The sequence below is a fragment of the Bythopirellula sp. genome, assembly GCF_041737835.1.
Lineage (GTDB): Bacteria > Planctomycetota > Planctomycetia > Pirellulales > Lacipirellulaceae > Bythopirellula.
The window spans coordinates 141,895-167,124 of the sequence record NZ_JBGSQY010000031.1 but is presented as its reverse complement, the minus strand read 5'-3'; the positions used below and the strand labels follow the sequence as shown (position 1 = coordinate 167,124).

Genomic DNA, 25,230 nt, shown 5'->3' with positions numbered 1-25,230 from the left:
AATCTTCATAATATATACAAAATTCCAATTTGGCCAACATCTGGACACTGCAATTTTGCAGAATCTTATTGCAGGCAGATTTATATTCAGTATTATAATTCTAGTGGATATAGTCAGGTGTTTACTGGCCATCCACCCCCGGCAGAGGAAACAGTTTCAGCGGTTGGTATTCCCCTTCACTGATCGTGTAGTAGCCGGTACTGCTGGCATCAATCGAAATCGCTTCGCCATTTTTTGCTTGATCTTTACCTCGCACCGGAATTGCTTGCGGCAACGTCGTCGAGAACGTCAGCATCAGATCTCTTTGTGGTTCGCGTGGCCAGAGCCATCCTTCCTTCTCGCTCCGCAACACGAACCATCTCCCATCCCGGGAAATATCTCCACCCGAAATGCTTCCCACGCCTAGTGTGGCGAGCAGCTTAAGTTCGATGGGTTGCTTCGGCTTCAAGTCGGCGAGAGGCACATGATAAATCATGGTCGCCTTTTTTTCCTTCGTGGCGATTAACAACTCGCGGCTGATCGGGTCGATGAACAACGCCTCGGCATCGTGGGGTCCATCGGGATAGGTAAGGCGAAAATCCTCCATCTGCGCCCGCAAGTATTCCGGGCGATCGCCGTTCGCCAGCACCGGTTCGACCGTGCGATAAACTCGGATCTGCGGACGACGGCCGTCATTGTCGCCAATGTCGCCAATATAGAGGTAGTCTTTCCCATCCTCAGGCCCTGGCCCGCTGGCGACATCTTCAAAGTCGACCATCGCGTTGGGCCATTCAAGCACGCCGACCGTTTCCCCCGTCGTGCGAATCGCGAACAGACGATAGGTTGGGCCGTCGTTATGCAGCCACACGACGCCGGGATTTACGTGGCTAGTGGTGATGCCGGAAATCTCTTGCAGTTCGCCCGTCTGCACGCGGCCAACAGTCTCGCCCTTGGGCTTGGCGTGTGCAGCTTGCGGCAAGGCCACGGCGATAATCACTATAAGAGAAATCAGTCGGTTCATGGTTCGGATTTTTCAGCTTCAGTAACTACTGGCAATGCAAGTGCTGGCGACGGAGTTTGGTTTATCGGTTCGTAAAGAATATCCAGACGCAGGTCGCCGGTGAATTGGTCGCGGTATCCGCTGTCATCTTCTGCCTCTGCTCCATCCTCATCTTTTTGATTGAGACCGACGCTGTAAATAATAAGTCGTTCACCCTTGCGAACAGACTTCATTCTTTCACCTTCCAGTGACAGCGGATCGACAGGAATTTCGGCAATATAGTCAGGCACTAGTTCGTCAATCGACTCTGGCCAGCCTTCGTGTTCAGCTTGCCACAGCCTTTGCGCCAGCTCTAATTGTAGCAGCCTTATCACGGCGAGTTCTTTTTGGCGAACTTCTTGATAGGCTTCCGCGGTATTCCAGCCATTGTCAAAGTATTGCGATAGCAAATCCTGCAACTGCCCGTACCAGCCATAAGTACATTGCGACCACACACGGTCGCGATAAATAACATCTTCCCACGAATCGCGTTCCGTTTCGAGTTGTTGTAGCTCTGCAATCAATTTAGGAATCTGCTCGATGGGTAATTGCTCGACCCCTTTATGCAATCCTCTATAGGCAATGCCAGAACAAGCAACCCCTACCAGATCATCAACCAACAAACCGCCGTGCGAGAGCAGAGTCCCAAACCGCGCTCCATCAATAAATATGTTTGCAGACTCGACCGGTTGATTTTGTTTGAGCAATAACCGCCCTTGAGCGTCGAACCCTCGAGAAATCGTTCGAAATCCTTTTATATCTGGCAGTGCGAGGTCAACTTCGCCATAGCTCAGGGCTTTCATGGCGTCGTTTTCAAAACCTTTGCGGACCCGGTCAAGCACCGTAGTGATTTCATTGCTGGCCTGCTCTAGCTCTTGCTCAGAGGCAGTCTCTGAATCAAAGCTACCGCTATCTACCAACGGGTTGACTGGCAACAACTCAACTGCACTAAGAAAATCGTTGTATCCATTCGGATTGGGGATTTGTGCGGGCGGTATGCGCAGCGGGTTCATCAACGCCATATAAAGTAACGCCGCGGGAACCGCCGTGATCAGTAACAATAGGACTGCAACACCGGTCCGAAAGCGAACGAGATGCCGCGTCGATTCAGAATCCACGAGACCACGCATTAAACCGGAAAAAATAGCGGTTAACGTAGCAACTGCCAGCAAAATCGGCGTCCAGATGAGTGCCGGAGCACCATCGGTGTACGTTCCGAAAGGATTAATCCCAAGCGCCGCTGGATCTGGTGGCCAACCGGTTATGCCATCCACAGTTATCATAAAATGGTCGCCACAAAATACACCTATCGAAACCGTCGACACGATCAGTAGGGCCAACAGGCCACGCATCTTCCAATTGTCGTAACGGCCATACGTGACCCACCATGCCGCAAGCGTGGCTAATCCTCCACCTAATCCAATCAAAATGACGCTCTGCCATGCGTACCAGTTAAGCTCAGGTACACGCACTGCAACCGCAGTTAGCACTCCGATGGGGACCATTGCCAGCAGCACCGTTTTTATCGAAAACCGCGATTTGAAAAAGATTTCGCTGTTCATGCGCGCAGTGCGCCACTTCGCCAACTGAATCCCGGCAGCTACCACCGCCCCTTGAATCACGAACGCCACGAACGGCTCGTAGGCGGGGATCAGCAACACCGGCGCAATTGCGACCAGGAATCCCATCGTCCGCCAGAACCAATGGGCGCGCGATGTCGCCGCCCACAAGGCCAATAAGCCCACGGTCGTGAGTGCCGACGTCAACAGAATCGCCACCGCATAAGCCATGGGGCGATTATAGCATAGATCACTGTAGCCGACCTCTCCGAGGTCGGAGCGGCCGAGCCGAGGTCAAAGACCTCGGCTACAGCACTCCCACTACTTCGTCATATCCCAATGCTCGGGCGAACGCCATAAGCCTGAGAGCAACAACTCGCGAATGAACGTGAGTTCCTTGGGAAGACGATCGTACAGCTTGAAGAACAGTTCGTCGTGCGAAGCGATTTCTTGCATCCATTCGCCGCGCTCGACGCTCATGAGTTGCTCGAATTGCTTTTCCGAGAACTCCAGCCCGCGCCAATCGATGTCCTTATATTGGGGCATCCAGCCGAGCGGGCCTTCGATGCTCGCGGCCTTGCCCTTCGAGCGGCCGACGATCCACTTCAAGATCCGCATGTTCTCGCTGAACCCTGGCCACAGAAACTTGCCATCGGCGTCCTTGCGGAACCAGTTGACGTTAAAAATCCGCGGCGGGTTGGGAAGCTTCCGGCCAAAGTCGAGCCAGTGCCCTAGGTAATCTCCCATGTGATAGCCACAGAAGGGGAGCATCGCCAACGGATCGCGGCGGACTTGGCCTTGCTTGCCAAACGCTGCCGCGGTGGTTTCGCTTCCCATGGTCGCGGCAGTGTACACGCCGAATGCCCAGTTGAACGCTTGATACACCAGTGGCAACACCGTCGCACGGCGCCCGCCAAAGATGAACGCCGATATCGGCACACCGTTGGGATTGTCGTATTCAGGATCAACGCACGGGCATTGCGACAACGGAGCAGTGAAACGCGAGTTGGCGTGCGCGGCCTTTTCCTTGCTGTCGGGGGTCCAGTCGTTCCCTTTCCAGTCGATAAGATGTGCGGGCGGCTTCTCGGTCATTCCCTCCCACCACACGTCGCCATCGTCGGTGAGGGCCACATTCGTGAAGATGGTGTTCTCGTGGATCGAAGCCATCGCGTTGGGATTCGATTTTACGTTCGTTCCCGGAGCAACTCCGAAGAACCCGGCTTCGGGATTGATCGCGTAAATCTTGCCGTCATCGGCAGCCTTAATCCATGCGATGTCGTCTCCCACGCAGGTGACTTCCCAACCTTCTTCTTGGAATTCTTTGGGTGGAATCAACATCGCGAAGTTAGTTTTCCCACACGCGCTGGGAAAGGCCGCGGCAACATAGGTCTTCTCGCCTTCGGGATTCTTCACGCCCGTGATGAGCATGTGCTCGGCGAGCCAGCCTTGTTCCTGTCCCAACACCGAAGCGATACGAAGCGCAAAACATTTCTTGCCCAGCAAAGCGTTCCCACCGTAACCACTGCCGTAGCTCCAGATCGAGCGCTCTTCAGGGAAGTGGACGATATATTTGTCCTTGGGATCGGTCGCACAGGGCCAAGCCACATCTTCCTGTCCTGGTTCGAGCGGCGCACCAACCGAGTGCATACACTTGATGAATTCCCCATCGCCCAAAGCCTGCAGCGCTGCAGTCCCCATGCGAGTCATAATCCGCATATTCACAACCACATAAGGCGAATCCGTAATTTGAATACCGATGTGCGACAGGGGTGAGCCCAGCGGCCCCATGCTGAAGGGGATCACATACATCGTGCGGCCGCGCATGCACCCTTCAAACTTGGGGGCCAGCATGGCCTTCATTTCGCGGGGAGCCATCCAGTTGTTGGTGGGTCCCGCGTTGTTTTTGCTCAGCGAGCAGATATAAGTCCGATCTTCCACGCGGGCGACGTCGCTTTCGTGGCTGCGAGCCAAAAAGCAGTTTGGCCTCTTCTCGGGATTAAGCCGAATGAACGTGCCGCTGTCGACCATCTCTTCGCAGATGCGGTCGTATTCTTCTTGCGAACCGTCGCACCAATGGACGTTGTCGGGCTGGCAGAGCGTAACCATCTCATCGAACCAGGCGACGATCTCGCGATTCTTAACGACTTTGGGAACGGCTGGGGCGACGGCAGACATCGAACACTCCTCACGGGGACTAACGCGGTGGATCACACTCGGCACGGTTCCGACCGCGCTCTACGAGTGATTGTGACGGTTTCCTGGGAGTAAAAGCAACTGTTGCACCAAAACGATTGTGAACGAAATGCGGGAATTTTTCACGCTCTCGCGAAAACTCACGGGGAATCGCCCGGGCAATGTGTGCGAATCGGCACGGAAAGATGCTGGTACCGTTCAGACTGAGAAGCAGGCTTAACACTCTCCTACATGTCAATATTCACGGTCAGTAACAGAGAATTTGAAGTGACAGCCCAACAAGTTCGTTGCCATGAATTCTATGAGCAATCAGATGACAATCTCGCAAGAGAAACAACCCTTATCGCTTGTATAACAGTTAAAACATGCTAGAAAACAAGCCGCAGGGGTGCGTAATGAGACCCATAAGCAGAAAGTGCATGGCGCAAGATCATAGGATTGTGATAGCTGTGATAGTCGGGCGAACGGACGCCTGACCGGCAACACAAGCATGCTTACCAAGTGCCCCCACTGTTTTCCTGCAAAAGACAAAGCCATGGAACTCAGCCGGTTGAAGTCGGTCTTGTTGTTGTCCTTGGCTGTTGCCGTGGGTTACTTCGCCACCCAGGGATTTGTCCAAACCTTCAGAGAGCCCACGATTGCGACATCGGCCCCGGTGATGGACGACACTTGTTCCGAGGGCTCGCCCGAGACGGCCACCTGTATCATGCCCGAGGAAATGTCACGGGCGAATTTCCTGCGATTGTCCGCGCCAGCCATGGACGAGACGAACAAGGAGATTCGGGTTGAACGGAAAATTCATGAGGCATTTCCTCAGCTCCCCATTCCTCATGACCAGCAGCCAGCCAAAGATTGACATCAAAACAGGTCGACATTGATGGGTCCGACCACATTCCCGGTGACAAGGAGATCAGCGTTTGAAAAAGTTCTATCTGGGCGGTTTGCGAACTTTTGTTGTTCTTTGTGTTTGTGCCACGGTGCTGGCCGCACCACTGGGTGCCTGCTCGCGGGCGGTTTATCTTGGTCCGGAAAACACCGTCATCACCGTGCGAAGCATGGATTGGGCGGCGCCGATTGGATCGAATCTGTGGATTTTCCCCCGCGGCATGAGCCGCAACGGTGCCGCTGGGCCGAAGTCGATCACTTGGAAGTCAAAATACGGCAGCGTCGTCGTCACGGCTTTTGATGCGGCCACGGCCGATGGAATCAACGAAAAAGGATTTGTCGTTAATTTGCTCTACTTGGCCGAGTCCAAGTATCCCACTCCCGGTCCCAACGACATGCGATTGCCGATTTCTATCGCGGCCTGGGCCCAATACGTTCTCGACAATTTTGCCACAGTTAACGAAGCGGTCGAAGCTCTCCGTGCCGAGCCGTTTTACGTCGTCGAGGTGATGACTCCCGATGGTCATGCAGGCACTGGGCATTTGGCGATTTCCGATCCGAGCGGCGATTCGGCCATCTTTGAATACATTGATGGCAAACTTGTGATTCACCACGGCCGCGAATATCAGGTGATGACCAATTCGCCGACCTACGATCAACAGCTCGCACTGAATGGCTATTGGCAACAAATCGGCGGCACGACGATGCTTCCCGGCACGAACCGCGCGGCGGATCGTTTTGTCCGCGCTTCATTTTATATTAACGCCGTCCAGCAAACTGCCGAGGATGCCGAAGCCCTCGCCGCCGCGTTCAGCGTGATCCGCAACGTGTCGGTGCCGCTGGGAATTACGACTCCTGGCCAACCCAACATCGCTTCGACCTTGTGGCGGTCGGTCATCGATCAAAAGAACAAACGCTATTACTTCGAATCGGTGCGCAGCCCAAGCTTGTTTTGGGTGAGCCTTGATAAAATCAATTTCGCCGCGGGACAACCGGTCAAAAAACTGATGGTCTCCGGGGGCGAGATTTATTCTGGCAATGCGGTCAGCAAATTCAAACCGGCCAAGCCGTTCCAGTTTTTGCTAGCCACACCGCCGCAGTAAGCCTTAGAAATTTTTGCACGTTCGCCAGACGTTTACTACTAAGAGGGGTTTTGTATGCGAGGGATTTCCCATCGACAACTGCGCTCGCTGTGCGCAGCGTTTGCTTTCTTATTTTGTTTTTGTTGTGTCGCCCACGGGCAAGAAGTCACAGGTGAGTTAGGCTCTCCCAGTGCGACAACAACTATTGACGGCAAGCAACTTCCGCCCCCCGATCCCAAATTCGGCGGCGTCATCAAGGACGATGCCCTGCAATCAAAAGCTTGGTGGGCGCCACGCGTGGTGCCACCTAAAAAGGCGCCGAACATCCTGCTGATCATGACCGACGACGCAGGGTTTGGCGTGCCGAGCACATTTGGCGGCGTCATCCCCACGCCGACCATGGATCGCGTGGCTAAGAACGGTCTTCGCTACAACAATATCCACTCGACCGCGCTTTGCTCGCCGACTCGCGCGGCACTGATCACCGGCCGCAACCACCATTCGGCGGGCTTCGGCGTGATCTCGGAGCAATCCACCGGCTTCCCCGGGTACAACAGCATCATTGCCAAGGACAAAGCCACCATTGGCCGGATTCTCAAAGAAAATGGCTATACAACTTCCTGGTTTGGCAAGGACCACAACGTGCCAGCCTTCGCAGCCAGCCAAGTCGGACCCTTTGAAAACTGGCCCATCGGGCAAGGCTTCGATTACTTCTTCGGGTTTATCGGCGGCGATGCGAATCAATGGCAACCGAACCTTTTCCGCAACACGACCCAAATCTATCCCTTTCAAGGCAAACCTGAATGGAACCTGATCACGGGCATGGCCGACGATGCGATTGATTGGCTCAGCCGAATCGATCAGACAGACCCCAGCAAGCCGTTCTTCTGTTACTACGTTCCGGGGGCGACTCACGCGCCGCATCATCCGACCAAAGAATGGGTGGACAAAATCCACGAGATGCACCTCTTTGACGAGGGCTGGAACAAACTCCGCGAGCAAATCTTTGAGAACCAAAAACGACTTGGCGTGATCCCTCAGGATGCCCAACTCGAGCCTTGGCCGACCGAGATCATCAAGAATTGGGACGATTGCACGCCCGAGGAAAAGAAACTCTACATCAAGCAGGTAGAAATTTTCGCCGCCTATGAAGCTTATACCGACCACGAAATTGGCCGCGTGATTCAAGCCATCGAGGACATGGGCAAGCTCGATAACACGCTCATCATCTACATCAATGGCGACAACGGCACGAGCGCCGAAGGGGGGCCGCTGGGCACCCCCAATGAGGTCGCGTTTTTTAACGGCGTCTCGGTCCCTGTTCCCGTGCAAATGAAATGGTACGACGTTTGGGGCACCGAAGCCACATACAACCACATGTCGGCCGGCTGGTCTTGGGCCTTTGACACGCCGTTTAGCTGGTTCAAGCAGAATGCCTCGAAGCTCGGCGGCATCCGCCAATGCATGGCCATCTCTTGGCCCGGTCATATCACCGACAAAGGTGCGCTCCGCGAGCAATTTTGCCATGTGATTGATATCGTGCCGACAATTCTCGAATCTTGCGGCATCCCCGCGCCAGAGATGGTGGACGGTATCAAGCAGGCGCCGATTGAAGGCACGAGCCTCGCCTACACCTTTGACGCGAAGAATGCCCAAGAGCCAACCCAGCACACGACCCAATATTTCGAGATGATGGGCCAGTACGCCCTCTATCACGAAGGTTGGCTGCTCAGCACGAAGGTCAACCGCGCGCCGTGGGAAGCGTTCGGCACGGCGAATCCTGATCCGCTCAATAACCAAGTGCTCGAACTGTACGACCTTAACAACGATTTCAGCCAATCCCAAAATATCGCCGACAAGCATCCGGACAAAGTGCAGGCCATGAAGGCGATGTTCGTCGAGGAAGCGAAGAAGTATCAGGTCTTCCCGCTCGATGCTTCCGTGGCGGCACGCATCGTTGCCCCGCGACCGAACATCACTGCTGGCCGCACTGAGTTTGTCTATACGCGACCGATGGTCGGTCTGCCACAAGGTGATTCTCCGTTTTTGCTCAATAGCTCTTACACCATCACGGCAGAGATCGAAGTGCCTGCGGATGGCGCCGAAGGAATGATGCTGACTTCCGGAGGTCGTTTTGCGGGCTACGGATTTTACCTGCTCAAGGGTAAGCCGGTCTTCCTTTGGAATCTCATCAACCTGGAACGCCTCAAGTGGGAAGGTCCCGATGCCCTGGCGCCAGGCAAACATACCGTCGAATTCGATTTCAAATATGACGGCTTGGGAGTCGGCACGCTGGCTTTCAATAACATGAGCGGCCTTGGTCGCCCAGGGACGGGAACTTTGAAAGTCGATGGTAAAGTCGTGGATACAAAAGCGATGCCCAAAACTCTCCCCATGATCCTGCAATGGGACGAAAGTTTTGACATTGGTTCAGACACCCTCACCGGGGTGAACGACGCAGATTACCAGCCGCCATTTGCTCTGACTGCGAAGTTGAACAAGTTGACGATCAAAGTCGATCGGCCACAACTCTCGCCCGAAGATATCGCGAAACTGCAAGCAGCCCAGCGGAACAACAAGGCGAGTGAGTAAGTCGAAAAATCCTAACTTCACATGCTGGCGTGTTGCCAATAATACGCGCGAGTCGGCGGAGAGCTCGAACTTGTTCTCCCTGCGCCTCACGATAGCCAACTTGTCGCTAATTCGTCAGAAAGCTCAAAGATGAAAAACATCGCCAGTGTCTTTGTCTTGATCCTACTCTTAGGAAATCCAGGGACTGCGCAGGAGAAACCCGCGGCCCCGGCAGAGCAAACTCAAGTTTTGCCATTTCCTGATTTTCATTTTAAGGGAAGTGTCGGACGCACGATCGCGGAAAGCGATCCGCCCGAGTTTCCTCAACCCGTGAAGCCTCCCCAAGGGGCACCCAACATCGTCTTTATCTTGATTGACGATGCCGGCTATGGGCAATTTGGCACGTTCGGCGGACAAGTCGAAACCCCCGCGCTCGATTCGGTCGCCAAGCAAGGTTTGAAATACACGCGGTTTCACACGACGGCCCTTTGTTCGCCGACGCGGGCCGCGCTTCTCACCGGGCGCAATCATCATTCCACGAGTAACGGCGTCATCACCGAAGCCGCGACAGGTTATGACGGCTACACCGGCATCATCGGCAAAAATGTCGGCACGATTGCCGAAGTCTTGCGCCAGCATGGCTACGCCACGGCGTGGTTTGGCAAAAATCATAACACGCCCGATTGGGAGACCAGCCAAGTCGGGCCGTTCGATCGTTGGCCCAGCGGCTTAGGGTTTGACTATTTTTATGGGTTCATGGGGGGCGACATGGATCAGTGGCAGCCTACGCTCTATGAGAACCACAATTTGGTGCCGCGTTCGACCGATCCTAATTACATTTTGACGCCCGATTTGGTCGACCATGCGATCGCTTGGCTGAGAGGCACGCGTTCGATTGCCGCTGACAAACCTTTCTTCTTATACATGTCGACGGGGGCGACGCATGCTCCCCATCAGGTCTCGCCCCAATATATTGAGAAGTTCAAAGGCAAGTTCGATCAAGGTTGGGACCAATATCGCGAAGAAACCTTCGCCCGCCAAAAGCAGCTGGGCGTCGTTCCCCAGGATGCGGTGTTAACGAAGCGGCCCGAAGAGTTGCCTGCCTGGGATTCACTCTCCGCCGATCAAAAGCGATTGTTCGCGCGCATGATGGAGGTCTTCGCAGCCTTCACCGCCGAGACAGATTACGAAATGGGCCGCTTGTTGGAAGTTATTCGCTCACTCCCCGACGCCGACAACACGCTCGTTTTTTATCAGGTGGGCGACAATGGGGCCTCTGCCGAAGGAGGGCTCGTTGGATTGTTGAACGAGAATTCGTTCTTTAACAACGTCCCCGAATCGTTAGAGGACAATCTCAAGCACATCGACGAGATTGGTGGCCCCAAGCATTTCAATCATTTTCCCGCGGGCTGGGCTTGGGCCATGAACACGCCGTTTCAATGGACCAAGCAGATTGCCTCGCATTTGGGAGGCGTGCGGAACCCACTCGCCGTATCTTGGCCGGCGCGGATTAAAGATCAGGGGAACGTGCGCGACCAATTCCATCACGTGATCGACGTCGCCCCCACGATCTATGAAGCGGTTGGCATCGAGTTCCCGGATATTCTCAACGGCGTGGCCCAGAAACCTCTGGAAGGGGTTTCGATGGTGTATTCATTTGACAAAGCCGATGCCCCGGGAAAGCGCAAAACTCAATACTTCGAAATGTTACTCAACCGTGGAATATACCACGACGGTTGGTGGGCCGCTTCGCGGGTCAATGTTCCGTGGGAAGGCTCTGCGGCGCCAGCGAACCCCGATACGGCCATCTGGGAACTCTATAACTTGCAGGAAGATTTCACGCAGGCGAACGACCTGGCCAAAAGTAATCCCGAGAAGCTACGCGAATTGCAAGACCTGTGGTGGAGCGAGGCTTCGCGCTACAGTGTGCTTCCGTTGGATGGCCGCAAGACGGAACGCTTGAATGGCGAGCTACAAGGCCGGCCTTCGCTGAGCGGAAAGCGGAAATCTTTTACTTACTATCCTGGCATGGTTGCGCTGCCAGCTGGCAGTGCGCCGAATGTTCTCAACAAGTCGTTTTCGATTACCGCCGCAATTGAAACAGGCGAAGGTGAGACCGATGGCGCTATCTTTTCGCTCGGCGGCAGTGACGGCGGCTATGGCTTGTATATGAAAGATGGTAAGCCCGTGTTTGTGGGAAATTTCTTGGGACGTACAACCACGCGCGTGGCTGCGAAAAGTCCCTTACCCGCGGGTCAGGCCAAGCTGCGCGGCGAGTTTACTTATGATGGTGGCGGAATGGGCAAGGGAGGAACGCTCACATTGTTTGTGAACGACAAGAAAGTTGGCGAAGGTCGGCTGGAACAGACTCAGGGAATTACCTTGGGACTGGGAGGCACATTGGATATCGGCGAAGATACGGGCTCACCCGTGGACGAGGCGTACACGCCACCGTTCAAATTTGCTGGAAAGATTGATCAGGTCACCGTGGACCTCAAACCGTAAGAGTTGGCAAAGGGTCGTTTCGATGAGCAAATGGAGATGCCTACGGCGGATACCGCTGGCGATTTGTCTTGTCGCGGTATGTTTCGGGTGCTGTGTGACCTACGCCCAGGATCCGCTCCCCTCGTGGAACGACTCCGCGGCGAAGACTGCACTTATCGACTTTGTCGACCGCGTTACCTATGAAAGTGATGACGACGGTTACTATGTTCCGCCGAAAGATCGCATCGCTGTATTCGACAACGACGGCACGCTGTGGTGCGAACAGCCGTTCTATTCTCAATTCGCGTTTGCCATCGATCAGGTGAAGCTCGATGCCGCGCAGCATCCTGAATGGCAAGAGAAGGAGCCGTTCAAGTCGATTCTGGCTGGGGACTTGAAACTTGCCTTTTCTGGTGGGGAAAAAGCCTTGCTAGAACTGGTCGCCGCCACGCATGCCAACATAACGACTGATGAATTTAATGAACGTGTTCGTACGTGGTTGAAAACGGCTCACCATCCCCGCTTTCACCAGCCCTACAACAAGTGCGTCTATCAGCCGATGATCGAGGTCCTTGATTACCTGCGAGCCAACGGTTTTAAGACGTTTATCGTTTCGGGGGGTGGTGCCGAATTTATGCGCGTCTGGGCCGAAGAAGCTTACGGGATCCCTCCCCAGCAAGTTATCGGCAGTTGCGGCAAGCTTAAATTTGAGATGCGCGACGGCAAACCTATACTCTTGAAGTTGCCCGCCGTGGACTTCGTCGACGACGGTCCTGGCAAGCCCGTGGGGATTCAGCGTTTTATCGGTCAACAGCCGATTATCGCGTTTGGCAACTCGGACGGCGATTATGAAATGCTCGAATACACCACCAGCGGCGCGACCAAGCCGCGGCTGGGGCTACTTGTTCATCACACCGACGCGGTGAGGGAATACGCTTATGACCATCCCTCGAAAGTGGGCCAACTCGAGCGAGGCCTCGAACAAGCTCAGGAACGCGGTTGGATTGTGATCGATATGAAGAATGACTGGAAGAAGATTTTTCCATTCCAAGAATAACCTCATAACGCGACCCACCGCCGAGCAACGACTAGGAAGATCAGACAATTATGCATCAACGAGATTTATTAGTTTTGTTGGTAATTGTCTGCGCGCTCTCGATTGCAGGGGCTCCTAGCCATGCCCAGGAAAAAGAAGCGCCCGCCGAGCAAGGCTCGGTTACCGCAATCGACATCTTGCTTAAGCCCGATGCTGTGATGATTGAGAAGGCACAGGCCGCGAACGCGCGATTGCGTCGGAGCTACCTTGCGGGATATTCCCTCGACGCAACCCACCGGCCGCATGTCACGTGTTTGCAGCGTTACGTGAAAACGGCTGATCTCGACAAAGTTTACGCAGCCGTCGGCAAAGTCCTGGCCGAGGAGCAGCCTACCACTTGGAAGTTGAAGGCCTACAAGTATTACTATTTGCCGATGCCCGAGACGGGACTCGCTGGCATTGTCGTTGAACCGACCGACGAGCTCCTGCGGCTCCAACAGAAGCTGATCGAGGCGGTGGCACCGTTCACGGTGAAGACGGGAACTGCTGCGGCGTATGTGACGACCACTGACGACCCTGGTATCGTGCCAATGGTGATCAACTATGTGGCCGACTATGTGCCCAAGTACTCCGGCAAGAACTTCAATCCCCATGTCACGATCGGAGTGGCAGGGTTGGAGTTGCTCGACAACCTGCTCAAAGAGCCTTTTGAATCGTTCACATTTTCGCCGGTCGGCGTGGCCGTTTATCATCTCGGCAACTACGGCACGGCTCGCACGGAACTTAAAAGCTGGGACTTGCAGAAGTAGCAAACCCCGCTCGAAGGAATCGCTTGAAAATTATTTTCAAACACAGGAACAAACTTATGACCCGTTTCGCATCACTCGTTTTACTGTGTGGCATGGCAAGCAGCCTGCACGCCCAAGCCACGCAATCCCTCCCCGAACAGAAGTACATCGAACAAACAGCCAAGGCGTTCGTGACTGCCTTCGACGCCGGGAATGCGGGGGCGATTGCCAATCTGTGGACGCCTGATGGCGAATACAGCCTGGGCGGGCAAACACTCAAAGGCCGTGCTGCAATTCAAAAGCAGTATGAGGAACTGTTCAAAGCCAATCCTGGCGCAACGATGGAAATCAAAATCAATTCGGTGCGCAAACTGGCTCCGACCTTGATCGTGGAAGACGGCACGGCATCGCTGAGCGATCCCAAGGGGAACCATCAAAGCGCGAGCAGCTATTCGGTTTTGCACGTCAAAGTCGACAACAAATGGCTGATGGCCGACGTGCGCGAGTCGGACAGCCTGCTGCCTCCCCCCGCCGACGAACTGCAGCGCCTCGATTGGATGGTCGGTGATTGGTCGAGCAAAGGCGAAAACGCGACGGTCGATCTCAAGTTTGAATGGGTGGCCAACAGGCAATTCCTCCAAGCGACAACAACGATTCATCCCAACGAGAAGGACGCCAAGCCGCAACACGGTGGGATACAAATCATCGGCCGTGATCCGCTCACGGGACGAATCGTGGCATGGTTCTTCAATACCGATGGCGGCCATGCTTATGGCATTTGGGTCAAAAGCGGCGATGCGCTGGCTTGCCAAACCCAAGGCGTCACTGCCGAGGGGCTTATCACGATGGCGACCAACGTCATGCATCGCTCGAGCGATAAGAATGTGTTCTCGTGGCAATCGGTTGGCCGCTCGTTAGGTAACGAGCCCCTTCCCAACACGGAAAAGATCGTGTTCGAGCGACCGAACATCAACATCCCCGCCGCGAAGTAACACGCAGCGATACCATAAAACAATTAATCCTTTTAAGGGTCAAACGATGAAACGCATATTCTTCACGGCTCTCGTGAGCTCGCTCTTATTGATTCCGCATAACACTGTTCAGGCACGCGGCGGCGGTGGAGGTTTTCACGGTGGTGGAGGCGGCGGCATGGGAGGTATGGGTGGCTTCCATGGCGGCGGTGGCATGGGCGGCATGCCTGGCGGAATGGGAGGTGGCGGCATGGGTGGCTTTCACGGTGGCATGCCTGCCGGTGGCTTCAGCGGATTTAGCGGCGGGATGCCCGGCGGAATGGGCGGTTTCGGCGGCGGAATGCCTGGTGGGTTTTCGGGGCACGTCCCTGGTATGGGCGGCGGCGGATTTCCTGGGGCCGGTGGGTTCCCAGGTGCGGGCGGATTTCCCGGCGCTGGCGGCGCGGGCCGAGCCCCAGGCATGGGGGCCGGTGGGTTTCCCGGAGCCGGGGGCGATGCTCGTGGCTTTGCCGGTGGTGGCTTTAGTCCCGAATCGATTACGAATGGCTTTGCCGGGCGCGGTGCCGGTGGGTTCCCTGGTGCTGGTGGCTTTGCAGGCGCTGCTCCTTCGGCAGGTCGATTGAATTCCTTCCTCGGATTGCCTTCGGATTCCGGCATGAGCGCCGCGGGGGCGCATAGTATCTCCAATCCGTTTGCGGCTGGCGGTCGCGCGGGCGACATGGGTGGTGCCTCGGGCAACGTCTGGCATGGGCCAGATGGCACGACCGTTGCTCATGGTCAGGCGGGAGAAGCTGGTGGAGCTGTCGGACCAAACGGCGGAGTGGCGGGTGGAGGTCGTGAGGCCAGCGGCACAGTTGTTAAGGGTCCCGATGGCGGTGTGTATGCCCACGGTCAGGCTGCGGCAGGTGGTTTCTATTCCGGCGCCCGAGGCGAAGGAACCTGGCACGCTTCGGCGGCCGATATGCGGGTGCAAGGGAATTACGCTCGCGCGAACTTCAATCACTACAACGCGTTTGGGAATAATTGGTGGCATGATCATCCGAATGCTTGGTGGAATCGCGGGTTCGCTGCGGGCTATTGGTATGGAGCCACCTGGGGCGGGATTAATTCGTGGTTCGGCGTGGCCTGGCCAGCGATGAGCTACGACTACGGCGACAACATCTATTACGATGACGACAATGTCTATCTCGCGGGTCAGCCCGTCGGTACCGCGGCCCAATATTATGACTCGGCCCAACAGTTGGCCCAAACCGGCGCCGATGCCGACATTCCCAATCAGAATAGCGACGACACCAGCGATGCGGTTGCCGCGAATCCGGCGGATGCCCAGTGGTTGCCGCTTGGTGTGTTTGAAGCGATTCAGCCCACTCAAAAGTCGAGCGACATGACGTTCCAGCTCGCCGTCAACAAGGATGGCATCGTTCGCGGAAATTACTTTAACTCTTCGGACAACAATGTTCAGCAAGTGCAGGGCGCTGTTGATAAGCAAACACAGCGGGTCACTTGGTTTGTTCAAGATCGTCCGGCGGTGATTTTCGACACCGGTCTTTACAATTTAACCAAAGACGAAGCGACCGTGCTCGTCCACGAAAGCGCCGACAAGACCCAGCAATGGACGCTCGTGCGGCTCAACCAGGATGATGCCTCGAAGGGGACTGCGACTCCTGCAAGCCCATCAAACTGATCGTATCTCTAGCGGATCGCTGAGCGGCCTGACTAGTACCCATAACACTCCGAAGAAACATAATTAACCAAGATGTCAAAAGAACAGCATAAGCATCACGAACATCAACACACACATCACCCGAAGTCGGCTTGGCACAAAGATTGGCGGACTTGGACCGTTGTCGGTTTGATGCTCGTAGCGATGTTGGCCTACGTGTTGTCGATGGATGAATCGATCGGCCCTGGCGCCGATGAAACCGGTACTGAAACGCCCGCCGCGGCGATGTGATCCTCAAGCGGACATCGCGTTATCAACGCTCGCAGAAAAATCGTTCGAATATCCGTGGTGTTTCCGTTTTTGTTTCAGCACCAGCTCCGGTGACTGTCTTGATGTTGCGCGCTCAGGGAATGGGGGTTTACCTCGTGGATTCCATTTTTCCATACAGTCGTGCAAATTGATTGCTTGTTTGTAATCACAAAAATCAGAAAAGATTTTGGCTGTCTGCATACAAAACGCTTGGCCGCCAGTAGGATGCTGATTGATTCGCGACCAACGCACGGCGCGTGGCCTTGATGGAATTCCGTCAATTGCCACGAAGAGGGATGCTCGTACTGATTACCAACGAGTTCTTCGGTAGCGAGTGGTGCGACTCAAATAAGTGAAAAACTTTACGGAATGAATTCAGATCAATCCGTAGAAAGATACCCCCTTGTCCATAAGAGGATTACTCCTATGAGTGTGCAGAACATTCCATTCGCGCCGGCAGTCAAACTCGTCTTGGGCTTGGTAGCCCTGGCCTTCTACGGCATTCAAGCGGCAGAAGCACAAGAAGCCGGCGGTAAAAAACCGAACATCGTTTTCATCATGGGAGACGATATTGGAATGTGGAATATCGGCGCGTACCATCGTGGCATGATGGCGGGTCGCACGCCCAATCTCGATAAACTCGCCAAAGAAGGAATGCTCTTTACCGATTACTACGCCGAGGCGAGTTGCACGGCGGGCCGCGCTAATTTCATCACTGGCCAACTGCCCATTCGCACGGGCATGACGACGGTGGGTCAAGCGGGAGCCACGGTGGGTTTACCAGCGCAGGCCTGTACGATTGCCACCGCGCTCAAAGCCCAGGGTTACGCGACCGGTCAATTCGGCAAGAATCATCTCGGTGATTTGAATGAGTTTTTGCCAACTGTCCACGGCTTCGACGAGTTCTTTGGCTATCTCTACCACTTGGACGCGATGGAAGACCCCGCTCATCCCAACTATCCCCAAGAGTTGCTCGACAAGGTTGGACCCCGCAACATGGTGCATAGTTGGGCCACGGATGTCGATGACCCGACGGTGATGCCGCGGTGGGGCAAAGTCGGCAAGCAGAAGATCGAAGATGCTGGCACGCTCTATCCCAAGCGTATGGAAACGGTCGACGATGAAATTCGCGACCTTGCCATCAATTTTATCGATAAGGCCAAAAAAGATGGTAAGCCGTTCTTTGTGTGGCTCAATCCCACGCGCATGCACATCGTCACGCATCTCTCTCCAAAATACGAGGCGTTGCGAAACTCGGAGAATGGTTGGTCGGAACAAGAGGCCGGCATGGCCCAACTCGATGACGATATCGGTCTGGTGATGCAGAAACTCAAAGAGATCGGTGAGGATGAAAACACGATTGTTGTTTTCACGACCGACAACGGAACCGAGCTTTTTACCTGGCCTGACGGAGGAACAACGCCTTTTGCTCAGTGCAAAGGAACGGTCATGGAAGGTGGCTTTCGAGTGCCTTGCATCGTGCGTTGGCCAGGTAAGGTGCCGGCCGACACGGTGCAAAATGGCCTCATGTCGGGCCTCGATTGGTTTCCCACGTTCCTGGCTGCGGCGGGTAACACCACCATCACCAAAGACCTGCTCAAGGGGGTGGAGATCGGTGATCGTTCCTACAAGAACCATCTCGACGGCTATAACCAGTTGGACCTGATCACGGGCAAGGGCCCGTCGAATCGTCACGAGATCTTCTATCTTGGCGAAAGCACGATTGGCGCGGTGCGGATCGACGATTACAAGTTTCGCTTCATCGATCAGCCCCAGGGCTGGCTGGGGGAGAAGACGCATCCCGACGTTCCCTACATCACCAATCTCCGCCTCGATCCATTCGAGCGTATGGGTTGGCCCAATAATGGAACCAAGGAAGGTGCCCAGCAATACTTCGATTGGTTCAAGTTCCAATTCTGGCGGTTTGTCTTCGTCCAGCAGGTGATGGGCAAGGAGCTGCAAACGTTTGTGGAATATCCGCCCATGCAGCGCGGAGCAAGCTTTAACCTGGATGCTGTGAAAGAAGAAATGGCGAAGCGTATGGCCCAAGCGGAGAAAGCCAGCAAAGGCCCGGGAAACTAGACCGGCGTGAATATCGCAGCGGGCGGTCCTCCGGGGCCGCCCGCTGATCTCTTACGAAATTGATGCAACACACAGAGAGCCAGCACTCACCACCAAACATTGCATTTTGCTTTGACTTGGTATGAGTCGTTTGAGTTCTCATTAGCGGAAGGCTTGAAAAATGTTTCGGCAACTCGTCGGTGCAGTGATTGTGATGACATGTTGTCTAACGGTTTCCCTCATTGAAGCCGCGCCACGCAAGGGTGGTGGTGGAGGCGGGGGTGGCGGTGGGCGCTCGAGTGGCCGATCCGCTGGCGGCGGTGGTGGTGGAGCAGGGCATGCTCAGGGAGGTCGAGGCAGTGCCGGGGGAATGTCTCAACGGTCACAAGCTCCGAGCGGCAGAGGTCAAGCAGCGCAACAAGGAGGGGGGCTCGGGGGCTCTTGGTCCGACTTTAACTCTGGCGGAACTCACGGAGCCAATCAGTTGGGCGGCTTGCACAATGCTCAAGGCGGGCAAGGTTTTGCAGCTGGCCGCGCTGGCGGCAACTTCCGAGGAACTCAAGATTCAGGCGACAAAAGTGCCGCAGCGGGTGCCGCTTACAGTAATCGCAACGCGGCGGAACATTCCGGCGCCCAGGGCGCTGCCGCTGGTGCCGGTATTGCGAATCGCAATTCCTCGGAGTATGCCGGCAAGCAGGGCGCGGCCGCGGGAGCCGGAATCGCCAATCGCAACGACCCCCAGTATTCCGGTGCTCAGGGGGCCGCAGCCGGCGCAGCTGTGGATAATCGGAACTCACCGCAATACTCAGGCGCTCAAGGTGCAGCCGCAGGTGCAGCGATCGATAACCGTAATTCACCACAGTACTCCGGCGCTCAAGGTGCGGCAGCGGGTGCGGCGATCGACAATCGCAACTCACCCCAATACTCGGGTGCTCAAGGCGCTGCGGCGGGTGCGGCCGTCGAGAATCGGAACTCACCGCAATTTTCCGGAGCCCAAGGAGTCGCCGCAGCTTCACTCGCGGGTGCGGGCTCGCCCAATTATGCCGCCGTGAGGGGCAACTTCAATCATCCCAACGTGTACGGCCAGGGTTGGTACGGCGCTCATCCGACTGCTTGGACTGCCACAGGTTGGGCCGCTGGTACCGCGTGGACTCCGACAGCGTGGGCGGCCATTGCTGCTGCGAATGGATACAACAACGCCTCGACCGTTTCCTACAACTATGGCAACAACGTCACTTGCGTCGACAACAACGTGGTGGTTGCCGGTCAAAGCGTCGGCACGGCCGAAGAGTTTGCTCAAGAGGCCTCTGACTTGGCAGCGCTCGGTGCCACGGCCAATGTCACCGACTCAGATCAGTGGATGCCGCTGGGCGTGTTCGCAATGGTCCGCAATGAACAGCAGCATCCCACTTTGATTCTACAACTGGCCGTCAACAAAGATGGCATTCTGCGCGGCAACTACACCGATGAAGTGACCGACAACACGCAACCGATTCAAGGTGCGGTCGATCCTCAAACACAGCGAGCTGCCTGGACTGTGGGCGACAATCAGTTCTGCGTGATGGAAGCCGGTCTCGTCAACCTGACGCAAAATGAACTCCCGGCATTGATTCATAAAAATGGCACTACCCAACGTTGGCTCTTGGTGCGGCTATCTCAACCCGCATCGGGTGCGCAAGGTGAACCCGCCGCTGCTTTGCCTGAATAGTTCTTATGGCAAGTAGGTGTACAGCAACAAGACATAACGAACTTACACAACCATAGCGATAAAAATCTATGCAGTACTGGAGATCAATATGCCCCTAGCAAAACTCTCTGCATCTGTGGCCGTAGCCTTGACACTTGCTGTTCCTCAAATCGCTGCCGCACAAACGGCCGATAAAGATCCGCTCCGCGTGACGGTTGATAATTTTGACCGCGCGGAATCGGATATGTACTTTGCTCGCTTTGTCGAGCAAGGTGGCTTCGGCAAGTTCCAGCACGAACGGGAGTTGGCTTCCATCGACAATCAAACGGTCGTGCGACTCAATCGCGACACGCTCTATTCGTTCGGTGTGTTCGATCTCAACGCCGGGCCGGTGACGGTTACGCTTCCGGAAGTCGGCAAGCGGTTCATGTCGCTGCAAGTGATCAACGAAGATCAATACGCCACGGATGTGTTCTACGCGCCGGGCAAGTTTACTATCACCAAGGAGCAAGCCGGCACGCCGTACATCGCCTTGGCGGTGCGGACATTTGTCGATCCCAACAGTCCAGAAGATCTGAAGGCCGTGCATGAATTGCAGGATGCTATCAAGGTCGAGCAGCAAGGGAAAGGAAAGTTTGAGATTCCCAATTGGGATGCCGAGTCGCGCGACAAGATTCGCCAAGCGCTTCTGGCCCTGGCCGCAGCGAACGGCGGTTTGGATTCGGCGCGGATGTTTGGCCGCAAGGATCAAGTCGATCCGATCCAGCATTTGATCGGCACAGCCGCGGGCTGGGGTGGCAATCCCGCTGCGGGTGCCATGTACTCAGGCGTCGAACCGGCGGAGAACGACGGTAAGACGATCTATCGTTTGACGGTGAAAGACGTGCCCGTCGACGGCTTTTGGTCGATCAGCGTTTACAACAAAGAGGGCTACTTCGTCAAGAATCCCGAAAACGCCTATTCGCTCAACAGCATCACGGCTAAGCCCGATGCCAACGGTTCCTACACGATTCAATTCGGCGGTTGTGACGGCAAGACTCCGAATTGCCTGCCGATCATGCCGGGGTGGAATTACACCGTGCGGATGTATCGTCCCCAAGCGGCCATTCTCGACGGGTCGTGGAAATTTCCAGAGGCTCAGCCGGTGAAATAAATTGTGAATCCGACCTACGTCCCCAACAACACCATTTACGACACGGGCACGTTTGTCACGGTCCACGGCGCGCGAATTCATTACGTTGAACGTGGCGATGGCCCGACCATCGTGCTGGTCCATGGGTTGGCCGACGATGCACGGACTTGGAATGCCACGATTGAAGCACTGGCAGGCAAGTATCGTGTGATCGCGCCGGATTTGATTGGCCACGGCCGGTCCGATAAACCGCTGTTCAATTACCGCGCCGGCACGTTCGCTGATTTTCTCAGCAAATTTCTCGACGATTTGCGGATTGAACGAGCCACGCTCGTGGGGAACTCGTTGGGTGGTTGGGCGTCGATACTGGTCGCACTCAACGAGCCTCAGCGCGTCGAACGTTTGGTTCTCGTTGATAGCGCGGGCTACGCCGATCAGCATCTCCCCGCCGTGTTGAATCCCACAACGCTCGAAGAAAGCCGCGAGTTGTTGAGCCTTGTTTTCGCTGGCAAAAAATTTACGAACGATCCGGCGCTCGCGGAACTGATTCTTGCCGCGCGGGTTGCAAACGGCGACGGCACCACAATCGCTCGATTTCTGGAATCCGCCCAGCGCAATGAGGACGCCAACGATGGCAAGCTGAGTGGATTGACCATGCCCACCCTGGTCATCTGGGGAGAGCAAGACAAATTGCTGCCTTTGTCGCTGGGCGAGCGGTTTGCCAAAGAAATCCCAGGGGCGAAACTCGCCATCATCCCCAACAGTGGCCACGTGCCGCAGGTTGAATCGCCGCAAAAGTTTAACGAGGTCTTGCTTGGATTCCTGGAGCAGACGGCCACGTTAACAAAGCAGTAAGTCCTACCGTCCCACCGGCTTCGCGCCGCCGAAATTCCACGTCAGATACGAGCCGACCCAATAGCTTTCGACCGACGCGATCGTGCTGGCGAATTGGTCGGAATTTTCGAACATGCCGCCGGCGAATATGTCGAAGTCGATCCCCGGCAAAACGTCGGACACGCCCACGCCGCCGGTGAGGAAGTGCTGGCTGATCGCGGCGAACTGGCCTTGAATATAACGCAAGCCTGGAACGCCATCTGGCACGGGTATGCCACCAATTGAAGTGAGAGCTGCATCGCGCATCGGATTGGTGTTATAGGAATATCCGCAGCGGAGTTTGAACTTACTGTTAACCTCGTACTGGCTGCCGAATTGATAGACCCATTGGTCCTTGTAGAGCGCCTTCAAGAAGTCAGCATCGCCGTACTGTTTGTAGACCACGTCCATCGCCAACAGCAACCGTCCATCCATGAGACTCTTGTCGGCGAAACCGATGCCGACGTTCTCGGGATGATCGAACTTCAGATTGTAGGCCACGCCGTTGTAAACAACTGCGTCGTCGAAATTGAAGTGCTTTTTCGATTGCCAGTAGATACCGACATTGGTCAGATCGTAAAGTTTATATTGTGCGCCGAGCGTGCCGCGAACCCCATAAGCGGGGACCATGCCCCCCGTGTCTGTGAAGGGGCCATCAATATAAGATGTCCCGAACGTAAACGTCGCCCCTGCGGAAAGTTGGTCTGTGATCGGCATGGCTAAGGCTGCGTCCATATCGAGCGCCACATACTCGGCCGACGTGCCGTTGGATTCGGGAACGTCGCGGAAATCGACTCCCGCGCCGGCATTGGAAATCAAGGCGAGCCCAAACACCGCGGGCAAGCCACTAAGAGACAGCTCTTGTGCGACGCCAATATTGCCCACGGCTGAGCCGGGGGTACCTGATTTCGCGCGATAGGGATCGACGCCAATGAGCGGCAGAGGATCGAGTTGATCGATGTTGTATGTTGGTCCGGCCCAGGCACCACCGAAGGTGAAATGCGTGCCTGTGAAATCAGCGAGCGCGCCCGGATTGGCGTTGATGGCTGAGAGAAAATCTTGTGGCATCGCAATGCTGGTGCCAGCCATGCCACCCGACGCTGGCATCAGCGTGTTTTGCAGCTCAACGCCATAAGATTGAGCGTGAGCTTGTATATTGGCGAGACTTAGCATTCCCGCCACCAACACGAGCGCAAACGCCGACCGACCCATCAAATGGCTTGTCATCCCTTTTCCCTCCCCTGGCAGCCCTCATGGTTTGCGGTTTGCACTCCACTGGCTGCCTTTCGTTCATATTCGGCTGGCCGATTTGCGGCGCTGGACTATCACTTTCGCTAGCTGCTACAGGTTATCACCGATTCATGCTGGCAGTGCTGGCAGCCTTGGGAACGGCGTATTGACACTAAGTACCCCCGCTTCCTATAAACCCCGCCTCATACCCGCTTTGAATGACGCGACTTATCGCACCCTTTCCGCAGGGCGACCTATGGCACGATTGCTTAATATCTTTTGGCTTGCGCAACTTTTGGCTTGTGTCATAACAAGTAGCGCGCTCGCTCAATTCACCGCGCCTCAAAACATGTCTTACGGCAGTCAGCAAGTTCTGCAAGTCGCGCCGGATGGTGCCGTGCATTTGGACGGTCCTTACTCCGCGTATTCGAATCCTACTTACACGGTCCCCACCAATCCGATGATGGCCCAACCCATGATGGGTCAACCGATGGTCGCGCAGCCGATGGTGGCACAACCCGCTTCGACGACCGCTTCGGGCCAATTCGCAGACTGGCTTTACAATGAACCGGTGCCGCCGCAGTATCTGCATCGCAGCGGTATGTTCGGCGAACTCCTGTACATGCGGGCTCGCAACGCGGAAGTGGCTTATGCGTTGCCCATCGATGGCCCCGTCGCGCCCGTGTTGGGCAACGAAATCCCCATCGGTCCCACAGCCATTGTTGACTTTGAATACAAACCCAATTTTCGCGTTGGCGGAGCGTTTGCTTTTAACGAAGAAGCGAGCATCGCTGCTCAATACACGTATTTTCGTAGCAGTACCGATAGCGCGGTGAGCATCGATCCCGCCGTGGGCGTGTTGCGATCTTTGGTGACTCATCCCCTTGGAGCCAATGCCGCCACTGATGCTACCGATGCTAACGCCACCGCGTCGATTGACTACAATTTGGTCGATGCCGACTTTCGTGGTTTGGTAATGGGCTGCGAATCGTGCGAAGGCAAATGCGCGAGCGTCGTGAATTATCTCATCGGCGGACGGTGGGCCACGATGGAACAAGACTTTGGTGCGAATTTCGTGGCACTGGGCACAACCTCGGTGAACACCAATGTCGATTTCAACGGCGGTGGTATTCGCCTGGGACTCGAAGGGGAACAGCATTCCACCAGCACCGGTTTGTTTGCCTACGGTCGTGGCATCGCGAACCTGATGGTGGGTGAGTTCGACGCGACCTATACGCAGGCGAACACATTTGCCGGCACGCAAGTTTTTAGCGACTGGTCCGCTGGCCGCGTCGTCCCGGTCTTCGACGTCGAAGTCGGCGTCGGCTGGGTCGGTCCTCGTCGTCGTATGAAATACCAAGTTGGTTACATCGTCAGCACCTGGTTCAACGCGGTCACCACCCAGGACTTCATTCAGGCGGTGCAGACCAGCGATTATTCCAGCCAAAGTGACACGATCACGTTCGATGGTCTCACGGCTCGCGCGACCTTTGAATTCTAATTCGCCGCGTGCTGGCACTCGAAAAGCGGAATTCTTCGCTCTTTCTCGCGGATTTCCTCCGCGCCAACTGCTTGCCACCAGCAAACGACCCCTCTAGGATGGCGGTTCGGTAGCCGGCTTTTGCTGCCGAATTTTCGCGCCATTGGCCGGCCCCGCTTGCTACTTGATTTGCTTCCTTGATGTGGGA

The 25,230-nt window shown here is 55.5% G+C and carries 19 protein-coding genes; 14 read left to right on the top strand and 5 right to left on the bottom strand.

All coding sequences use genetic code 11. The features are described from left to right. Positions 1 to 121: 121 nt before the first annotated feature. The 3 genes from AC6T8Q_RS10015 to AC6T8Q_RS10005 all read right to left on the bottom strand — a co-directional run bounded on the left by AC6T8Q_RS10015 (position 122) and on the right by AC6T8Q_RS10005 (position 4,752). A complete protein-coding gene (locus AC6T8Q_RS10015) occupies positions 122 to 1,000 on the bottom strand; it encodes a hypothetical protein (protein WP_500678943.1) in 879 nt (292 codons plus the stop codon). Beyond that, positions 997 to 2,808 carry a hypothetical protein gene (locus tag AC6T8Q_RS10010; RefSeq protein ID WP_500678942.1) on the bottom strand — a complete coding sequence of 604 codons (1,812 nt, stop codon included), beginning with the start codon at positions 2,806 to 2,808 and terminating at the stop codon, positions 997 to 999. Before AC6T8Q_RS10010 ends, AC6T8Q_RS10015 begins: the two co-directional genes overlap by 4 nt. A gap of 90 nt (positions 2,809 to 2,898) precedes the next feature. Then, on the bottom strand, positions 2,899 to 4,752 hold the full coding sequence (locus AC6T8Q_RS10005; protein WP_500678941.1) for a phosphoenolpyruvate carboxykinase (GTP): 1,854 nt from the start codon (positions 4,750 to 4,752) through the stop codon (positions 2,899 to 2,901). 553 nt (positions 4,753 to 5,305) lie between these two features. Here AC6T8Q_RS10005 and AC6T8Q_RS10000 point away from each other — a divergent pair. From AC6T8Q_RS10000 to AC6T8Q_RS09960, 9 genes are all read left to right on the top strand, one after another. Continuing rightward, entirely contained in the window at positions 5,306 to 5,626 is a 321-nt protein-coding gene (locus AC6T8Q_RS10000) for a hypothetical protein (RefSeq protein ID WP_500678940.1), read from the top strand. 61 nt (positions 5,627 to 5,687) lie between these two features. Next, a complete protein-coding gene (locus AC6T8Q_RS09995) occupies positions 5,688 to 6,758 on the top strand; it encodes a linear amide C-N hydrolase (RefSeq protein WP_500678939.1) in 1,071 nt (356 codons plus the stop codon). 54 nt (positions 6,759 to 6,812) lie between these two features. Beyond that, a complete protein-coding gene (locus AC6T8Q_RS09990) occupies positions 6,813 to 9,329 on the top strand; it encodes an arylsulfatase (protein WP_500678938.1) in 2,517 nt (838 codons plus the stop codon). Between the two features lie 129 nt (positions 9,330 to 9,458). After that, on the top strand, positions 9,459 to 11,813 hold the full coding sequence (locus AC6T8Q_RS09985) for a sulfatase-like hydrolase/transferase (protein WP_500678937.1): 2,355 nt from the start codon (positions 9,459 to 9,461) through the stop codon (positions 11,811 to 11,813). Positions 11,814 to 11,835: 22 nt separating this feature from the next. Then, complete coding sequence (locus tag AC6T8Q_RS09980) at positions 11,836 to 12,849, top strand: HAD family hydrolase (RefSeq protein ID WP_500678936.1); 1,014 nt, start codon at positions 11,836 to 11,838, stop codon at positions 12,847 to 12,849. Between the two features lie 50 nt (positions 12,850 to 12,899). After that, on the top strand, positions 12,900 to 13,637 hold the full coding sequence (locus AC6T8Q_RS09975; RefSeq protein ID WP_500678935.1) for a 2'-5' RNA ligase family protein: 738 nt from the start codon (positions 12,900 to 12,902) through the stop codon (positions 13,635 to 13,637). 56 nt (positions 13,638 to 13,693) lie between these two features. Next, a complete protein-coding gene (locus AC6T8Q_RS09970) occupies positions 13,694 to 14,608 on the top strand; it encodes a YybH family protein (RefSeq protein WP_500678934.1) in 915 nt (304 codons plus the stop codon). A gap of 46 nt (positions 14,609 to 14,654) precedes the next feature. Beyond that, positions 14,655 to 16,271, top strand: a complete 1,617-nt coding sequence (locus AC6T8Q_RS09965) for a protocadherin (RefSeq protein ID WP_500678933.1) — start codon at positions 14,655 to 14,657, stop codon at positions 16,269 to 16,271. A 72-nt stretch (positions 16,272 to 16,343) separates the two neighbouring features. Then, on the top strand, positions 16,344 to 16,541 hold the full coding sequence (locus AC6T8Q_RS09960; RefSeq protein ID WP_500678932.1) for a hypothetical protein: 198 nt from the start codon (positions 16,344 to 16,346) through the stop codon (positions 16,539 to 16,541). Between the two features lie 3 nt (positions 16,542 to 16,544). Here AC6T8Q_RS09960 and AC6T8Q_RS09955 read toward each other — a convergent pair whose 3' ends face one another. Next, positions 16,545 to 16,847 (bottom strand): hypothetical protein, encoded by a 303-nt coding sequence (locus tag AC6T8Q_RS09955; protein WP_500678931.1) that lies wholly within the window; start codon positions 16,845 to 16,847, stop codon positions 16,545 to 16,547. Between the two features lie 138 nt (positions 16,848 to 16,985). On the opposite strand from AC6T8Q_RS09955, the gene AC6T8Q_RS09950 reads away from it, so the two are divergent. The 4 genes from AC6T8Q_RS09950 (at position 16,986) to AC6T8Q_RS09935 (ending at position 22,294) form a co-directional block, all read left to right on the top strand. Further along, the gene (locus tag AC6T8Q_RS09950; RefSeq protein ID WP_500678930.1) at positions 16,986 to 18,641 is read left to right on the top strand and encodes an arylsulfatase; all 1,656 of its coding nucleotides are present in this window, start codon (positions 16,986 to 16,988) and stop codon (positions 18,639 to 18,641) included. A gap of 160 nt (positions 18,642 to 18,801) precedes the next feature. After that, positions 18,802 to 20,328 carry a hypothetical protein gene (locus AC6T8Q_RS09945; RefSeq protein ID WP_500678929.1) on the top strand — a complete coding sequence of 509 codons (1,527 nt, stop codon included), beginning with the start codon at positions 18,802 to 18,804 and terminating at the stop codon, positions 20,326 to 20,328. A gap of 88 nt (positions 20,329 to 20,416) precedes the next feature. Further along, positions 20,417 to 21,460, top strand: a complete 1,044-nt coding sequence (locus tag AC6T8Q_RS09940) for a DUF1254 domain-containing protein (protein ID WP_500678928.1) — start codon at positions 20,417 to 20,419, stop codon at positions 21,458 to 21,460. 3 nt (positions 21,461 to 21,463) lie between these two features. Further along, positions 21,464 to 22,294, top strand: a complete 831-nt coding sequence (locus AC6T8Q_RS09935) for an alpha/beta fold hydrolase (protein ID WP_500678927.1) — start codon at positions 21,464 to 21,466, stop codon at positions 22,292 to 22,294. Positions 22,295 to 22,297: 3 nt separating this feature from the next. Here the strand turns inward: AC6T8Q_RS09935 and AC6T8Q_RS09930 are convergent, their stop codons facing one another. After that, complete coding sequence (locus tag AC6T8Q_RS09930) at positions 22,298 to 23,539, bottom strand: OmpP1/FadL family transporter (protein ID WP_500678926.1); 1,242 nt, start codon at positions 23,537 to 23,539, stop codon at positions 22,298 to 22,300. A gap of 259 nt (positions 23,540 to 23,798) precedes the next feature. Between AC6T8Q_RS09930 and AC6T8Q_RS09925 the strand changes: the two genes are divergently transcribed. Continuing rightward, complete coding sequence (locus tag AC6T8Q_RS09925) at positions 23,799 to 25,043, top strand: Lpg1974 family pore-forming outer membrane protein (protein ID WP_500678925.1); 1,245 nt, start codon at positions 23,799 to 23,801, stop codon at positions 25,041 to 25,043. Positions 25,044 to 25,230 lie beyond the last annotated feature (187 nt).

Coding starts and splice junctions, on each gene's coding strand:
- AC6T8Q_RS10005 (WP_500678941.1), bottom strand. CDS start 4,752: ATGTCTGCCGTCGCCCCAGCCGTTCCCAAAGTCGTTAAGAATCGCGAG.
- AC6T8Q_RS09975 (WP_500678935.1), top strand. CDS start 12,900: ATGCATCAACGAGATTTATTAGTTTTGTTGGTAATTGTCTGCGCGCTC.
- AC6T8Q_RS09950 (WP_500678930.1), top strand. CDS start 16,986: ATGAGTGTGCAGAACATTCCATTCGCGCCGGCAGTCAAACTCGTCTTG.
- AC6T8Q_RS09985 (WP_500678937.1), top strand. CDS start 9,459: ATGAAAAACATCGCCAGTGTCTTTGTCTTGATCCTACTCTTAGGAAAT.
- AC6T8Q_RS09940 (WP_500678928.1), top strand. CDS start 20,417: ATGCCCCTAGCAAAACTCTCTGCATCTGTGGCCGTAGCCTTGACACTT.
- AC6T8Q_RS10000 (WP_500678940.1), top strand. CDS start 5,306: ATGGAACTCAGCCGGTTGAAGTCGGTCTTGTTGTTGTCCTTGGCTGTT.
- AC6T8Q_RS09960 (WP_500678932.1), top strand. CDS start 16,344: ATGTCAAAAGAACAGCATAAGCATCACGAACATCAACACACACATCAC.
- AC6T8Q_RS09925 (WP_500678925.1), top strand. CDS start 23,799: ATGGCACGATTGCTTAATATCTTTTGGCTTGCGCAACTTTTGGCTTGT.
- AC6T8Q_RS09990 (WP_500678938.1), top strand. CDS start 6,813: ATGCGAGGGATTTCCCATCGACAACTGCGCTCGCTGTGCGCAGCGTTT.
- AC6T8Q_RS09970 (WP_500678934.1), top strand. CDS start 13,694: ATGACCCGTTTCGCATCACTCGTTTTACTGTGTGGCATGGCAAGCAGC.
- AC6T8Q_RS10010 (WP_500678942.1), bottom strand. CDS start 2,808: ATGGCTTATGCGGTGGCGATTCTGTTGACGTCGGCACTCACGACCGTG.
- AC6T8Q_RS10015 (WP_500678943.1), bottom strand. CDS start 1,000: ATGAACCGACTGATTTCTCTTATAGTGATTATCGCCGTGGCCTTGCCG.
- AC6T8Q_RS09965 (WP_500678933.1), top strand. CDS start 14,655: ATGAAACGCATATTCTTCACGGCTCTCGTGAGCTCGCTCTTATTGATT.
- AC6T8Q_RS09945 (WP_500678929.1), top strand. CDS start 18,802: ATGTTTCGGCAACTCGTCGGTGCAGTGATTGTGATGACATGTTGTCTA.
- AC6T8Q_RS09930 (WP_500678926.1), bottom strand. CDS start 23,539: ATGACAAGCCATTTGATGGGTCGGTCGGCGTTTGCGCTCGTGTTGGTG.
- AC6T8Q_RS09980 (WP_500678936.1), top strand. CDS start 11,836: ATGAGCAAATGGAGATGCCTACGGCGGATACCGCTGGCGATTTGTCTT.